12 protein-coding genes are annotated in these 14,851 nt (G+C 43.8%); 6 read left to right on the forward strand and 6 right to left on the reverse strand.

Annotated elements, in window-relative coordinates; all coding sequences use genetic code 11:
- Window position 1: 1 nt before the first annotated feature.
- Both estB and oxyR read left to right on the forward strand, forming a co-directional pair.
- Window positions 2-946, forward strand: coding sequence for an esterase EstB (gene estB / locus N518_RS0103240; protein ID WP_005019072.1), 945 nt, complete (start codon window positions 2-4; stop codon window positions 944-946).
- 6 nt (window positions 947-952) lie between these two features.
- Window positions 953-1,861 (forward strand): LysR family transcriptional regulator OxyR, encoded by a 909-nt coding sequence (oxyR, locus tag N518_RS0103245; protein WP_005019070.1) that lies wholly within the window; start codon window positions 953-955, stop codon window positions 1,859-1,861.
- 56 nt (window positions 1,862-1,917) lie between these two features.
- Here the strand turns inward: oxyR and ppk1 are convergent, their stop codons facing one another.
- The gene (gene ppk1, locus N518_RS0103250) at window positions 1,918-3,996 is read right to left on the reverse strand and encodes a polyphosphate kinase 1 (protein ID WP_005019069.1); all 2,079 of its coding nucleotides are present in this window, start codon (window positions 3,994-3,996) and stop codon (window positions 1,918-1,920) included.
- Between the two features lie 109 nt (window positions 3,997-4,105).
- The gene (mtgA, locus tag N518_RS0103255) at window positions 4,106-4,780 is read right to left on the reverse strand and encodes a monofunctional biosynthetic peptidoglycan transglycosylase (RefSeq protein WP_005019068.1); all 675 of its coding nucleotides are present in this window, start codon (window positions 4,778-4,780) and stop codon (window positions 4,106-4,108) included.
- Between the two features lie 78 nt (window positions 4,781-4,858).
- Here mtgA and N518_RS0103260 point away from each other — a divergent pair, with 78 nt between their 5' ends.
- Complete coding sequence (locus tag N518_RS0103260) at window positions 4,859-5,665, forward strand: rhomboid family intramembrane serine protease (RefSeq protein ID WP_005027306.1); 807 nt, start codon at window positions 4,859-4,861, stop codon at window positions 5,663-5,665.
- A 27-nt stretch (window positions 5,666-5,692) separates the two neighbouring features.
- On the opposite strand, the gene N518_RS0103265 is transcribed toward N518_RS0103260, so the two are convergent.
- Together N518_RS0103265 and N518_RS0103270 are read right to left on the reverse strand one after the other, a co-directional pair.
- Window positions 5,693-8,173 carry an ABC transporter permease gene (locus tag N518_RS0103265; RefSeq protein WP_026443968.1) on the reverse strand — a complete coding sequence of 827 codons (2,481 nt, stop codon included), beginning with the start codon at window positions 8,171-8,173 and terminating at the stop codon, window positions 5,693-5,695.
- Window positions 8,154-8,900: an ABC transporter ATP-binding protein gene (locus N518_RS0103270; protein ID WP_005027311.1), complete on the reverse strand. Its 747-nt coding sequence runs from the start codon at window positions 8,898-8,900 to the stop codon at window positions 8,154-8,156. Before N518_RS0103270 ends, N518_RS0103265 begins: the two co-directional genes overlap by 20 nt.
- Before the next feature lie 84 nt (window positions 8,901-8,984).
- Here N518_RS0103270 and N518_RS0103275 point away from each other — a divergent pair, with 84 nt between their 5' ends.
- On the forward strand, window positions 8,985-9,542 hold the full coding sequence (locus N518_RS0103275; protein ID WP_372410819.1) for an arylesterase: 558 nt from the start codon (window positions 8,985-8,987) through the stop codon (window positions 9,540-9,542).
- Window positions 9,543-9,596: 54 nt separating this feature from the next.
- On the opposite strand, the gene N518_RS0103280 is transcribed toward N518_RS0103275, so the two are convergent.
- Window positions 9,597-10,211, reverse strand: coding sequence for a carbonic anhydrase (locus N518_RS0103280; RefSeq protein ID WP_005019060.1), 615 nt, complete (start codon window positions 10,209-10,211; stop codon window positions 9,597-9,599).
- Between the two features lie 321 nt (window positions 10,212-10,532).
- On the opposite strand from N518_RS0103280, the gene N518_RS0103285 reads away from it, so the two are divergent.
- Together N518_RS0103285 and N518_RS0103290 are read left to right on the forward strand one after the other, a co-directional pair.
- Window positions 10,533-11,564 carry an alpha/beta fold hydrolase gene (locus N518_RS0103285; RefSeq protein ID WP_026443969.1) on the forward strand — a complete coding sequence of 344 codons (1,032 nt, stop codon included), beginning with the start codon at window positions 10,533-10,535 and terminating at the stop codon, window positions 11,562-11,564.
- Between the two features lie 17 nt (window positions 11,565-11,581).
- A complete protein-coding gene (locus N518_RS0103290; RefSeq protein WP_026443970.1) occupies window positions 11,582-12,583 on the forward strand; it encodes a hypothetical protein in 1,002 nt (333 codons plus the stop codon).
- A 39-nt stretch (window positions 12,584-12,622) separates the two neighbouring features.
- On the opposite strand, the gene N518_RS0103295 is transcribed toward N518_RS0103290, so the two are convergent.
- Window positions 12,623-14,830 carry a TonB-dependent siderophore receptor gene (locus N518_RS0103295; RefSeq protein WP_026443971.1) on the reverse strand — a complete coding sequence of 736 codons (2,208 nt, stop codon included), beginning with the start codon at window positions 14,828-14,830 and terminating at the stop codon, window positions 12,623-12,625.
- Window positions 14,831-14,851 lie beyond the last annotated feature (21 nt).

A 14,851-nucleotide genomic window follows, 5' to 3' on the forward strand; every position in this document is an offset into this window, starting at 1 on the left:
TATGAATAGTAATTTTCAACTTAAAGCTTCACCTTATTCTTCTTTTATGCATGAAACTCGGGTCGATTTAGGCAACGGAATCGAACTTCATGTAGAGATTGGCGGTAAACCTGAACATCCAACTATTTTGTTAATTATGGGACTAGGTGCGCAGCTTTTATATTGGCCGGATTTCTTTTGTAAATCATTAATTGACCAGGGTTATCGGGTAATTCGTTTTGACAATCGTGATATTGGACTTTCATCAAAGATACGTCATAAAGGACCACGTTTAAATACTTTTAAGCTGATGGGACGTTTTGCGCTTGGTCTACAGAATCAGGGAGCACCTTATACCCTCTATGACATGGCTGATGATGTAGCTTTACTGCTTGAAAGAATGGGGCTGGAAAAAACCTATGTTATCGGTGCTTCAATGGGTGGTATGATTGCGCAGATTCTTGCAGCACGCTATCCGGATAAGGTCGAAAAGTTAGGCTTGATGTTTACCAGCAATAATCAGCCTTTGCTTCCCCCTCCTTTTCCAAAACAGCTGTTTAGCCTGATTGGCAAGCCTGAAAGCAATGATGAAGAAGGAATTATTAGTCATAGTTTGAAGTTATTTGAGATTATAGGATCTCCCGGCTATATTAATCAGGTTGAAGCCATACAGAGTGCACGTAAACTATATCAACGGAGTTATTATCCAGCGGGTGTACTTCAACAGTTTTTAGCAATATTATGTACAGGTTCATTGCTAAAGCTGGATAAACAGATCCATCAGCCCACATTAGTGATCCATGGATCACGTGATCGTTTACTTCCACCGAGCCACGGCAAAGCTGTTGCGAAAGCAATCCCAGGCGCTAAGTTTGAATTGATTCATGGAATGGGGCATGATATTCCGCCGCATTTTATTCCTAAACTTAGCAGTTTATTTGCTCATCATTTTAATCATACACATTAGGACACTATGGCTGCATTACCCTCTTTAAGACAGCTGTCATATCTTGTAACACTGTCTGAAACGTTGCATTTCACTGAAGCAGCGCGCCGTTCATTCGTAACCCAGTCCACTTTATCGGGCGGAATTATGGAGCTGGAACGTTTGCTTGGTGGGGTTCTGGTAGAACGTGACCGCCAGAATGTACGTTTAACTCCCCTGGGTGAACAGGTGGTCGCACGAGCGCGTGTATTGCTGGCCGATGCTCAGGATTTAATGCGTTTAAGCCGTGAAATGAGCGAGCCGTTGACTGGTGACCTGCATCTGGGCATTATCCCAACCATGGCACCTTTTCTATTGTCACAGCTACTTGAAGAAGTGCATAAACAGTTACCCAAGATTCAGCTACATCTGCATGAAGCTCAAAGCGAGAAAATTGTAGAAAAGCTTGAACATGGTAATCTGGATATGGTTGCTCTGGCTCTACCGTTTGATACCCGTAATTTGAAAGTGGCTGAAATCGCAAAAGAAGATTTGTATCTGGTTTATCATAAGGCTGACCAGAAAGCAGCCAATGCAAACAGTCTGCAAGATCTGGATCTGTCGCGACTGATGCTGCTTGAAGAAGGCCACTGCTTACGTGACCATGCTTTGAGCGCCTGCCCGATTGGTGAGCGTAAAAATGATAGTCGCCTGAAAGCCAGCTCATTACCTACATTGGTAGAAATGGTATCTTCTAACTTGGGCTTTACTCTGCTTCCTGAAATTGCCATTCATAATAATATGATTAAGTGCAATGAAGAGTTGATGGTGAAATCGATTGAGGCGGCGCCAAACCGTACGCTTGCACTGGTTACCCGTAAAAGTACGCCATTACAGAGCGAGTTCGACGTCCTGTTACAGATTTTTCAGAAAATCAGCAGTGAGTTACAAGCTTAGGCTCATGTCTGATCATTTTATTTAGTGTAAAAAGGAGCCTTAAGGCTCCTTTTTTATCATGATTGAAAAATCTCCAGTAGCGTCTGCTGGGCATTGTAAGGTACCTCACCTTCAGCCAGCTGGGCACGATGCCACTGCCCGTTGCCCTGTAATATCCATGCCTGCTGGTTATCTTTAAGATAGGTTGCCAGCCCCTGTTCATAGATACGTTTTTTCAATGCTGGATCTTCGATAGGGAAACAGGCTTCTACCCGATTAAATAAATTGCGGTCCATCCAGTCGGCACTGGAACAGTAAATACGCGGATTGCCATTGTTTGAGAAATAATAAACCCGTGTATGCTCCAGAAAACGACCTACAATAGAACGGACCTGAATATTCTCCGAAAGGCCTGGCAGTCCCGGACGCAGGCAGCAGATAGAGCGAATAATCAGATCGATCTTGACCCCAGCCTGTGAAGCCTCATACAGTTTGTTAATCAGCTGCATTTCAGTTAAGGCATTGACCTTTACGATAATACGGGCTTTTTTCCCGGCTTTGGCATTAGCAATTTCTTCTTCAATATAGTGAATCAACTGCTGATGAAGTGTAAATGGGGCATGCAGCAGCTTTTTCAGCTTGGCCATTTTACCCATTCCAGTTAATTCTTGGAAAATACGGTGTACATCTTCACAAAGCTCTTTGTCAGTGGTCATCAGGCCATAGTCAGTATAAATCCGTGCATTGGCTGCATGGTAGTTACCTGTACCCAGATGTACATAACGCACCAGTTTGTTGTTTTCACGGCGGATAACCAGAATCATTTTGGCATGAGTTTTATAGCCTACAATGCCGTATACCACTACCGCACCTGCCTCCTGCAGGACATTGGCTACCTCAATATTGGACTCTTCATCAAAACGGGCACGCAGCTCGATCACTGCGGTTACTTCTTTGCCATTACGTGCAGCTTCTGCCAGAACCTGTACAATTTCAGAATCCGGTCCAGAACGGTATAGAGTCTGCTTGATGGCCAATACCTGCGGATCTCGCGCTGCTTCACGCAGCAGATTAATTACCGGTGCAAAAGATTCAAATGGATGGTGCAGTAAAATGTCCTGTTTCTGCATGGCAGAGAAAATATTTTCTGATTTTTTTAGGACTTTAGGAATTATCGGGGTATGCGAGTTATAGCGTAGATGAGGACGTTTAAAGTTTGACAGCAGCCGGGCCAGATTGACCGGACCATCCACTTTATATAACTGCTCCTCATCCAGATCAAACTCATTTAGCAGGTACTCATAAATATGTTGTGGACAGTTTTCAGTTACCTCCAGACGTACTGCACGGCCAAACCGTCGCGAGCTTAATTCGCCTTTAAGAGCTTTAGCCAGATCTTCCACATCCTCATTGAGTGCCAGATCGGCATTTCGGGTCACACGGAACTGGTAACAGCCGGTAGCTGTCATACCGGGGAACAGGTCTGAAACGTGTTCGTGAATAATCGCAGACAGCATGACATGATGCTCTTTACCACCAGTCAGTTCATCGGGTAAGCGAACTACACGCGGTAATGAACGGGGGGCAGGAACAACAGCCAGATCAATCTGCCGGCCAAACGCATCTTTACCTTCCAAGGTGACAATAAAATTTAAGCTTTTATTTACCAGTCTTGGGAATGGATGCGCTGGATCTAAACTGATAGGTGTAAGTACTGGAGCAACCTGCTCCTGAAAATACTTTTTGACCCAGGCGGATTGGGCAGGTGTTAAATCACCACGGCGCAGAAAACAGATATCTTCTTCACGCAGCTTGGGTAAAATTTCCTGATTTAATATCCGGTATTGGCGGGCAATGGCCTCATGTGCAGTTTTGGAAATGCTTTCCAGGACCTGTTTGGGAGTTAAACCGTCAGGACTGCGGCTTTCATTTCCCAAGTACAGCTGCTCCATAACTCCAGCAACACGGATTTCAAAAAACTCATCCATATTACGGGAAAAAATCAGCAGAAAATTCATACGCTCCAGCAAGGGATGTATCGGGTCAACAGCCTGTTCCAGTACCCGCAGGTGAAAGTCCAGAATGGACAGTTCACGGTTAATGTAGCGGTCATTATATGTATATTCTGAAGGACTGGCTGGAACTATACTATTCATGCTGCAACCTATACGAATGAGAACTGATATATTTCATTCAAGTATGCGTTAAAATTTTGACAATTTCATAAAAAAAAGCCCAAAAAATGGGCTTATCTTTAAAAAATTATTAAGGAATATGGCTATAACGCATATATTTACTGATCATACGCTTGCGGTACTGTAATTTCCGGTCATTCCGGTTTTCATCATAGTATTTCGGATTTGGTAAAAGTGCAGCCAGAAAAGCGGCCTGTTCACGGCTTAGACTATGCGAGCTTTTACCAAAGTAATGCTGGGTCGCAGCTTCTACCCCATAGATATTTTCCCCGAACTCAACCGAATTCATATAAACTTCTAAAATACGCTGTTTGGTCCACATACGCTCCATCATCCAGGTCGCGATAGCCTCCTGACCTTTACGTAAAAAAGAGCGTTTATTGTATAAAAACAGATTTTTAGCAAGCTGCTGGGAGATAGTCGAACCACCGGCCACCACTTGCCCCTTTTCTCCGTTACGTTCAATAGCGTGTTGGATGCCATCCCAGTCAAATCCATGATGCTGAAGAAATTTGCCATCTTCTGCAGCGACAATTGCATGTTTAAAGTAATCGCTGATCTGGTCATAGTCACGCCACTCATGCTGGATAGGCTGACTTCGATCTGCCCAGTAATCTAGTCGCATAAACATGGTGGTTTCAACCGGATGGGTACGCCACCACACCAGACTGCTAAAAATCCAGAGTTGTACTAAAAGAAACAGACTGACAAGAATTAACAAAGTGCGAACAATAATAGCTTTCATGTCAGAGAGTTACTCCTGTATTCATTTTTTTTCGTGTTAAGCTGTCTTCGACCATATCGTATCTGTTTTTAAAAAAGCATGTCGAACTATTCACCTTTTCCGGTTCAATCCAATACGCAGCTTTGGTGGTGTACAGCGCTTCTGATTGCAATCAATGTCGGGTTGTTCGCCTGGCAGATTTTCGCTGGTGTTGATATTACCCAGCCTGAGATCATTGATGCAATCCGCTGGGGTGCTGATTATGCACCTTTAACCTATTTAGAGGAACCTCAACGGCTATTCACCAGCATGTTTTTTCATTTTGGTCTGATCCATCTTATGTTAAACATGTGGGCCCTCTATATCTTTGGCAGTGTGGCTGAACAGCTGTTTGGACGGTCCTATTTTATAGGTTTATATGTACTGGCCGGTCTTATGGGAAGTCTGCTCAGCGGCTATATTGATGTTCAAAATACATATAGCCTGCTGAATCAGTTTGAACCCGAGCTATTGCCACGTGTAGGTGCAGGCGCATCGGGCGCAGTCATGGGTCTGGGGGCAGCCTTGGCTATACTATCTTTATTACCAGTACTGCCCCGACAGCAGTTTATTCTGGACCGAAAATCCTTATTACTGGTTATGGGGCTTAATCTGGGCATGGGTTTTATGATTAGTGGCATTAATAACGCAGCCCATATCGGCGGCATGTTGATGGGTATACTGTTAGCACTGCTCTGGTATCTCAGCCAGCGTTTACGTGTCAGCGTTATAGGGGGAATGGCTGGCCTATTGATAGGTGCAGCATGCTGTCTGGCCTTGTATCAGTATAATCTGGAGCAGATACAGCAGATTCAGCCCCTCTGGCAGGAAATTTTAAGCCAGATGAAAAACCAGCTTGGCTTTTAAACCAGGCTGGCATTTATCTAAAAACTTTTACTGATTAATCGAGCGCAGACTCTCTAATGGTGGAATATCACAGAGATAGCTCAAGCGATATCGGCCAATGATGGCACATACGACTGTCATGACAAGTGGTAGAAATAGCCAGATTTCAGCATGTAACTGTATCGGCAACTCCATACGGTAACTGGCAATTGCACTGATCACCTCTGCAAACAGACAAGCGACCGCTCCGGAAATAAAACCGATTAATCCAATTTCCAGACTCAGCATCTGTTTTAATTTATGTTTTGAACTGCCAAAAGAACGTAATAGCGCAACTTCCTGCTTACGTTCGTCCATCAGTAGGTTTAGACATGCCAGCAGTACCAGAAAACCGGAGATACTCACCAGTACTGCCAGTACAGTAATAATCTGTACCAGAACATTTACCAGCTGTTTAACCTGTTCCAGAATCATACTGACATCAATAAAAACCGTATTCGGAAATTGTTGAATCAGATTAACCAGTTTAGGCCTGTCTTCTTCAGGTACATAAAAACTGCCCAGATAACTGCCTGCATTTTCATCTATTGTGTCTGGTGAAAAAATAAAGAAGAAATTAGGACTGAAACTTTCCCACTCAACGGTTCTCAGATTAATGACCCGGGCTTTTAACAGGCCTTCTGGCAAACTAAAACCCAGCTCGTCCCCGACCCTGATTCCTAACTCTTCTGCTGTTTTTGCTTCAACTGAAACCTGTCCAATCCGGCTAAATGAAGCAGCTCCCTCAATAATCCGGTTATCTGCCGGATATTGCTTTGTCTGGGTAAGATTAAGTTCACGTTGCAAGGAGTTACTTTTCTGAATAAGTTCACTTGAGAAAGGCTGACCATTTTTCTCAGTCAAACGTCCCCGGATATTTGGATAAAGTGCTGTTCCAGCCCAACCATTTTGTCGAACCTGTTGCTGAAATGGTTCAAGGTCAAAAGGAGGCAAGCCATAAACGAACTGGTTCGGTGTATCTACAGGGAGTTGCTGCTGCCAGCGCTCCAGCATATCGGTACGCAATACGGCCAGCACCGTGATCAGGCTTAAACCCAAGGCCAGCGCTGTTATTTGCAAAGCAGTCTGATAGGGTGTACGTACATAAGCTGAAATCCGGCCTTTTGCTGCTTTTAATATTTTCAAAATAAGCCAGACTAAGCCGTAAAGTACTGTACATAACAGGATAATCGCCAGCATTACCCATGCCGTCAGTCGCAGATTTTCTGTGAGTACCACACTAAAGATCACCAGACTTAATAGCCCGGTGGAAAGCATGACCAGAATAGAGATAACCGATTTTTCCTGCTGACGAATCACCCGAATAGGGGGCGTATTCAAGAGTTGCCATAAGCTTGGTCCGATAAAACCCAACAACACAATGGCACTGGTAAACATGGCTACAGGCAACGGGCCCTGTAGCATGGCCAGTGCCGAAAACTGGATGTTCAAATTAGGGATGAGCTGCAGCATCAACTGAAGCAAGCCATAACCAAGTCCAATTCCCAGTATTGCGCCAAAACTGATGGCAATCAGCATGATAATCACCAGCAGTATAAGATAAGCCCATAAAATACTATGTTTGGAAGCACCCAGACAGCGCAGCAGCGCCAGATGGTCCTGGTTTTGCATGACATAGCGTTGGCTAGTGAGCGCGATAGCAATACCGCAGAGTAAAATGGTAAGAATATTTGCCAGTTGCAAAAAGGTATCCAGATTCTCAAGCGGTTTCATCAGACGTGTATTGGCTTCACCCGCATTACGCAACTGCAGGCTGGTAGTTTCCCCTGCCTGTTCTGTATCAATTTTATTTTTCTGCTTTTGTCCGGTGAGCTGTTCAAAACCTTTTTCAAAAGCTTGTACCTGTTGCGGTGATCCGGCCATCAATAAACGGTACTGTACCCGGCTACCCACCTGAATAGCTTCTGTACGTGCGATATCTTGCTGGTGAATAATGACAGTGGGTGAAAATCCCGAAAATCCTAATTCCTGATTGCTGTCTTTAACAATTTTTGCTGCAACGTTAAAACTGCCATCTGCAATCTGGATCTGGTCACCTACTTTTACCTTTAATAGTTCCAAGGCACGTGGGCTAAGCCAGACTTCTCCCGGATTGGGAATTTGAGCAGCAGAGGTACTCTGCAGTTCTCCTCTCAAAGGAAAGGCCTGATCTATGGCCTTAACATTAACCATAACAAACTGGTCATCCGTATGGACCATTGAGCTAAATACAGTAACCTTTGACTGTGCCAAACCCAGCTGCCGGGCCTGCTGGAACCATTTTTGCTCGAGCGGCGCGGTATCACTTAGCACCAGATCAGCGGCAAGCATTTCCGCTGCCTGTAAGGCAACCGCCTGCTGTACCTGCTGATTACTGAATTTAACTGCGGTTGTGGCACTGATGGCCAGAACCAGTGCAATGATCAACAGATAGATACCACTGCTACGAAAGCTCTGTGTTAATAGCGGTTTAAGCACCGGACTTAACATGGGTATCTCCTGAAGTCTTTTCAATCAGATGGCCATTCACCAGTTCGAAGTGACGCTGGCACTGTCGGGCAAGTTCAGGGTCGTGAGTAACCAGTACCAGTGTAGTGCCCAGTTCATGGTTCAGTTCAAACAGTAACTGCTCAATTTCTTCAGCTGTCTGTCCGTCGAGGTTGCCTGTTGGCTCATCGGCAAAAATGATCGCAGGCTCACTGATGAGTGCCCGTGCAATGGCAACACGTTGCTGCTCGCCGCCCGAAAGTACTTTTGGAGTCTGACCGGCCTGTCGCTCAAGCCCTACCCTTTTCAGAAGTTTTAAAGCCCTTTGTTCAGCTGTCTGGTAATGGAAGTCTGGCTGTAACCTGAGTGGTAACATCACATTCTCGACAGCAGTTAAGGCTGGCAATAACTGAAAAGACTGAAAAATAAAGCCAATGTATTTCAGGCGCACCTGAGCACGCTGCTCTTCATTTAACCGATGAACTTCTTCTTCGCAGATAATCAGTTCACCAGAACTGGCCTGATCCAGTGTTGCCAGAATACCCAGCAATGTCGATTTACCCGAACCAGAGCGACCTGTAATAGCCACCTGCTCTCCCGGCATAATCTGTAAATTAACCTCTTTTAGAATTGTTAAATTTTGATGCGGCAGTTGGATGCTTTGTGTGATCTGCTGGGCAGAAATAATCGGTTGTGGCATGATGGAAGATCGCAAATTGGCCTGATTCATAAAATTCCTGATATGCAAAATCGAAAATTGTGGTCTTTAATTCTTAAACGTCTGGCTATTGCAGGCTTGGCTGCAGTTCCGCTAATGGCGTCAGCTAAAACTATTATGGTTTTAGGCGATAGTATCAGTGCCGGTTATGGTATGAAACCGGAACAGGGATGGGTTCAGTTATTGCAAAAGCGCCTTGACCAACAGTACCCGAAACAGCACAAAGTGGTCAATGCAAGCGTCAGCGGTGAAACCACTAGTGGTGCTCTGGCCCGTTTTCCAAAGCTTTTACAAACCTATAAACCCCATGTGGTCGTGATTGAGCTGGGCGGGAACGATGGTCTGCGTGGACAGCCACCACAGATGATTGAGAAAAATCTTGGACAACTTGTACAGCAGGCAAAAGCTTCAAAAGCCAAAGTGCTGCTATTTGGCATGAAGATACCCCCAAACTATGGCGCGGCTTATAGTCAGAGTTTTGAAAATACTTATAAAAGAGTCAGCCAGCAGTATCAGGTAAAATTGATGCCATTTTTTATGGAAGGAATTGCTGGCAATAAAACCTTGATGCAGGCAGATCTGGTACACCCCAATAGCAAGGCCCAAATGAGACTACTCAACAATGCTTACCCTTATATTAAGGGCGCACTATAAATTAAAGGCCTGGTATGTCATTACATACCAGGCCTGATTAAATATTTTTCTGTGTTAGAAATCCAAAAACTCTACTTCACCTGTCTCGAGTGAATATTCTGCCCCTACAACAATCATCTTACCTTTAGCAATCAGGCTTTCCAGTACGGCTGAACCATGACGCAACTGGTTAACTGATGCGAACACGTTAGAACGTACTGCATGCTTGGACAGTTTCTTAACATCATTTTTAAGTTCGGTCTGCATCAGGATTTCAACTGAAGGCCGTACACGGTTCACAATTGACATCAGGTTCATGGAAGGTTCCTGATCCGGATTATTCAGAGCATTAATAGTGGCCTGAATTGCACCACAATGACTGTGGCCTAGTACCACAACTACAGCACAGTCATAACGCTCTGCAGCAAATTCGACACTTCCTACCTGCGAAGGTGCAACAATATTACCAGCTACACGAATAACAAACAGGTCACCGAGGCCCTGATCGAATACCATTTCTGCCGGAACACGTGAGTCAGAACAGCCCAGAATAATGGCGAACGGATTCTGGTCTTCTGCCATCTCTGCACGTTCCTGATGTGACAGAAGCTTGGGGTGAGTCGTCTCTCCCTTCACAAAACGTTGATTTCCCTGTTTGAGGCGTTCTAAAGCTTCTTGGGCAGTTAGCATTCTATTTCCCATCTGTTTTAAATGTTAAAAAATATTTTAATCCTGCAATTTTTGAATGTCACTGACAAAAAATAGAGTATCACGTACTTTTTTAACGAACTTCATGAATGAAACGTTTTTATAATGATTGATTCATATAGTTACGTATCAATACTTTGTCAAAATAAAAGACACTGTATGATCAGACCCGCTATTTTCCTGCTGACGGAATTGACTGCATTTTATCTGATTAGTTGTCAGTCAGGTATGCTATCTGTGCCAGAGTCGATAACAATAGCGATTTTTTTATATAATGAGTAACTTTTCAGGGAAGTCCGATAAATGACAGGCTCAAGCATGCAGCGTACTTTTAAATTTTCCTCTACAGTTGCCATGATTTTGCTCGGAAGCTGTTTAAGTATATTAAGTCCAACTGCAATTGCCCAAAATGAAGAATTACAGAAAGAATTTCAGCAGGCCTTACAGGAAGAACGGAGCTGGGCCGGGCTACGCAGTAAAACCCTGAAAGTCGGTGAAGTGACCTGGTCCTACAGTGAAGGCGGACCGGTTGACAAGCCCACGCTACTCCTCCTGCACGGTCTTTCCGGAAGCCGTGACAACTGGAACCGGCTGGCTCATTATTTAACGCCGCATTATCATGTGGTCATTCCAGATTTGCCTACAGGAGGTGAAACCCGGACCCCAGCAGATTTTGATATGTCTGTTCCGCACATTACCGAGCAGTTACGCCGTTTTGTCGAGGCAGCTAATATTCCAAACCAGGTGCATCTTGCTGGGCATTCATTGGGTGGTGCAATTGCCATGCTATATGCAGCCCAATATCCTTTTGAAACCCAGAGCCTATTTTTGGTCAGTAGTGGTGGCGTATTTCGAAATGCCAAAACGCCTTATCTGCATAATCCGGCTTACCTTAAACAGCTGGTGGTTTCTAAACCTGGAGATTTTAACTATCTGCTCAAAACTGTAATGCAGAACCCTCCCTTCTTGCCACGCCGTTACAAGCAGGCGCAAGAACAGATCATGATTGCTCAGGCACCACAAACAGCAAAAATGGTAGACCAGCTGGTGGCTTTAAATCGTACCTATACACCGCAGTCTTTTGCACTCTTAGCCCGAACTATTGATGCACCGAGTTTGATTATTTGGGGTAAGCAGGACAGAATCATTAATGTTGAGGTTGCCGAAGAGTTAAAAACACTATTAAAACACGCGGAACCGCCCGTAATTCTGGACCAGGTCGGCCATATGCCCATCATGGAGGCAGAACAGCTAGTCATCCAGCACTACCTGCCTTTTCTGGCGAAGACCCGGAATCTGAAAAAACCGTTAAATATTCAGCCCACTCAACCTTAGGCCATAGAAAAACGATTATGACAATAGCCACAAAAACCGAACAGCTGATCGAAGCTCATCTTGATTTTTTACAACATGAATTTAGTTTGCCTGAAACTATTGCGCTGGAATTTAGCAGTTTTTATCAATGGTTCAGAAAGCAGCGTTTACAGGATCTCTGGTCTTTTGAAGAGATTAATCATTTATTACAAAAGCAGATTTTGGCCACACCCGCCAGCAGTTTTTTGATTGAACAGATTGCTGAACATATTCGTTTTGCACTGATTCATCCGTGTAACGATTCGACTAGAATAGAAGATGTTATTCCAGTACTGACAGTTGATCGTATTGCCCAATATGTAGCCAGCAAAAGTAAGCATCGTGAACGCCTCATTAAAAGCGTCGTAAATAGTCCGGCTTTTTCTGCCATGATTACTCAGCTCATTCAGCATGCCATTCAGGATTATCTGGATAACTCTATAGTCTCAAAAAAGGTGCCGGGTGTAAGCCGTTTTATGAAAATGGGAAAATCAGTCCTGGAAACTGTTACTGATAGCAGTCTGGATGATACAATCCATCATTATTTGCAAAAAAATATATTGAAACTCAGCCAGATGAGTGAACATGTGCTGAACCAGCATTTCGATAATGACAAGCTCTATCATTTTCAGGCCAATCTCTGGCATAAAATTAAAAAACAGCCTTTAAGTGTTTTACGGCAATATATTGAAGTTGAGGACTTACCCAATACTGTGAAGCTGGGGCATGAAATCTGGGACTTTATGCGCCAGAGCGAGTATTTGAAACAGCAGATCCATGATGGTGTACATGCCTGGTACGTCCGCAATCAGGAACGTAATTTTGATCTTTTACTCCGTGACCTGAATATTGATGAGTCACTGATCCAGCATGAGTTACAACAACTGTTACAGCCAGTAATTCAGACGATGTGCAGTTCCGAATATCTGCGTAAGCGGGCTAGAGTATATCTGGAACGGTTTTATACTTCCGAATCTGCTCAAAATATTTTAAATGGATAAATTGAAAGAGCCGCTTTGAAAGCGGCTTTTTTAGAGATTTTAGAATTCGTACTTCAAGCTTGCATAATATGCACGGCCAGGTTCGTTATAAGTCTGATTTACTGTATTGTCACGCAGTTTTTGCTCATCAAACAGGTTGCTAATACCAATCCGGCCACTGAAATTGTCATTAAATTTATAGCCTGTATTGATACCGGCCAGACCATAACTTTTAACACTCTCAGTAATTATACCCTGCTTATCTTCAAGCGAAGTTTCTTTATATTGGCGCGGTTTTTGACGGCCATACTGGGTATAAACAAAATTTACATCCCATGCATCAGTAATGTCGTAATTGAAAATAGAGTTAATTGTATAATTTGGCACCACCGAGAGAGGATTTCCTGTCTTTTTGTTTACCGAGTCAGTCATGTAAGTAAAGTTGTTAGTCCAGGTTACATCCCCCCAATCCAGACTGATACTTCCTTCAAGACCTTGAATAAGTGCTTTAGGAATATTAGTCCATTGCAATACATTATAGGTTGTATCCCCAATAACTACCTGCTGCGTTACTTCATCTCCAGAAGTAATTTTGTCTTCATAATCATTACGGAACCATGCCAGGCTGGCATTTACAATATCTTTCTGAAATTCGAAACCAATCTCTTTATTGATTGAAGTTTCAGGTTTTAGATTGGCATTTCCTTGTAGTACACACTGACTCAGACCAATCGGACAGCCATTTCCTCTTGTACCCAGCAAATATCCTTCCGCATTTTGATAAAGGTTTGGTGCCTTATAGGCTTTGGCAATACCACCTTTTAAAGTGAAGTAATCACCCAGTTTGTGGCTGAGGTTTAAACTTGGGCTCCAATTGGAACCTGACCGGTTATGGTCATCGAAACGTATACCGACCACCATATCTGTAGCATCAGTAATTTTCATATTGTTTTCAAGATATCCAGAAGCTATGCGCGACTTCATCTTGCTACGGTCTCCCGTAGTTAAATTTTCACTATAAGAGCCATCACCCTGCTTGGTATTTTCCTGATCGCTAAAATCATCTTCAACCCATTCAGCACCTATCGTCAGGTTTTGCGGGACATACAGTTCAAAAGGGACGGTGACTTCTCCATTAAAACGCAATGTATCGAGGGTAGAAGTCACCCGGTCTTCCAGACTGTTAATACGGCCTTCACTTGCTCCTGCTGTTCCTTCGGGTAGTCGCTTGTTTTTGGTACGGTCAAATTGAGCAATAAGCTTGCTATCACCCCAACTCCATTCCCCTTCATGAGTCAGAGCATAGTTATCGCGATACAAGGTATTAGTTTCTTTACCAAATAATTGAGACAAGATATCATTAGTAGTCGGGTCAAGATTACTGTTCTGTGAATCACCTGCATACAGGTTACCCTGCCGGCCCGAACCTATATCAAAAAGCAAATGTTGATGATCAGTCATTTTCCAGGCCAAGCGGGCATTAATATCTTTATTTTCTACCCCTTCACGGCCTGCGGCACGATAACCGTTTGACCCCACCACAGGATTGATATCTGGCGCATCATTATCGGTTTTATTATAGTTTCCATAGATCCGATAAGACAGAACATCCTGAATAATCGGTCCACTCAAATTAACACTTACACGATTAGTATCACCTTCTTTACTATTTTCTGGCTGGTTGGTATAAGTTTCAATAGAACCATGTAATTCATTGTACACTTTTTTAGTTTTAATATTGACCACGCCTCCCATAGCGCCAGAACCGTAACGGGCAGCAGCAGGACCTCGCAACACTTCAATTGACTCGATTGCATTGACTGGTACCCAGTTAGAATCACCTCGCGTATCACGTTCACCTCGCCAGCCATAACGTACAGAATTACGTGAATTTACCGGCTTGCCATCGATCAGAATTAAGGTATTTTCAGGCCCCATTCCACGAATATCGATCTGACGGTTATTGCCACGTTGGCCGGTAGCACTGTTACCGGTTAAGTTTACACCTGGCATACGACGTACATATTCCGAAATATCATTGGTCACGGGTAATTTATCTAAATCTTCTTCTGTAATGATAGAAACGCCCAAAGACTGTTTTACCTGCTCTTCTGCGGTAAGAACCATAGTTTCTAATTTGACAGCATCCTGTGGCTGGCTCTCATTTTCCTGCTGCTGAGCTTTGTCTGTTTCAGCTGCATTGGCTACAGATAACATAGCTGAGAGAATCGAAACGGTAAGTACAGACTTCATCATACGGTTAGACATTACTGCCCCCAAATTACGGAT

This window comes from Acinetobacter sp. UNC436CL71CviS28 (genome assembly GCF_000620525.1).
GTDB classification, from domain to species: Bacteria; Pseudomonadota; Gammaproteobacteria; order Pseudomonadales; family Moraxellaceae; genus Acinetobacter; species Acinetobacter radioresistens.

What these genes read in the sequence shown, in the direction of transcription:
- N518_RS0103295 (WP_026443971.1), bottom strand. Translation starts at nt 14,830, where the DNA reads ATGTCTAACCGTATGATGAAGTCTGTACTTACCGTTTCGATTCTCTCA.
- N518_RS0103270 (WP_005027311.1), bottom strand. Translation starts at nt 8,900, where the DNA reads ATGAATCAGGCCAATTTGCGATCTTCCATCATGCCACAACCGATTATT.
- estB (WP_005019072.1), top strand. Translation starts at nt 2, where the DNA reads ATGAATAGTAATTTTCAACTTAAAGCTTCACCTTATTCTTCTTTTATG.
- N518_RS0103275 (WP_372410819.1), top strand. Translation starts at nt 8,985, where the DNA reads ATGGCGTCAGCTAAAACTATTATGGTTTTAGGCGATAGTATCAGTGCC.
- N518_RS0103260 (WP_005027306.1), top strand. Translation starts at nt 4,859, where the DNA reads ATGTCGAACTATTCACCTTTTCCGGTTCAATCCAATACGCAGCTTTGG.
- N518_RS0103290 (WP_026443970.1), top strand. Translation starts at nt 11,582, where the DNA reads ATGACAATAGCCACAAAAACCGAACAGCTGATCGAAGCTCATCTTGAT.
- ppk1 (WP_005019069.1), bottom strand. Translation starts at nt 3,996, where the DNA reads ATGAATAGTATAGTTCCAGCCAGTCCTTCAGAATATACATATAATGAC.
- N518_RS0103280 (WP_005019060.1), bottom strand. Translation starts at nt 10,211, where the DNA reads ATGCTAACTGCCCAAGAAGCTTTAGAACGCCTCAAACAGGGAAATCAA.
- mtgA (WP_005019068.1), bottom strand. Translation starts at nt 4,780, where the DNA reads ATGAAAGCTATTATTGTTCGCACTTTGTTAATTCTTGTCAGTCTGTTT.
- N518_RS0103285 (WP_026443969.1), top strand. Translation starts at nt 10,533, where the DNA reads ATGACAGGCTCAAGCATGCAGCGTACTTTTAAATTTTCCTCTACAGTT.
- oxyR (WP_005019070.1), top strand. Translation starts at nt 953, where the DNA reads ATGGCTGCATTACCCTCTTTAAGACAGCTGTCATATCTTGTAACACTG.
- N518_RS0103265 (WP_026443968.1), bottom strand. Translation starts at nt 8,173, where the DNA reads ATGTTAAGTCCGGTGCTTAAACCGCTATTAACACAGAGCTTTCGTAGC.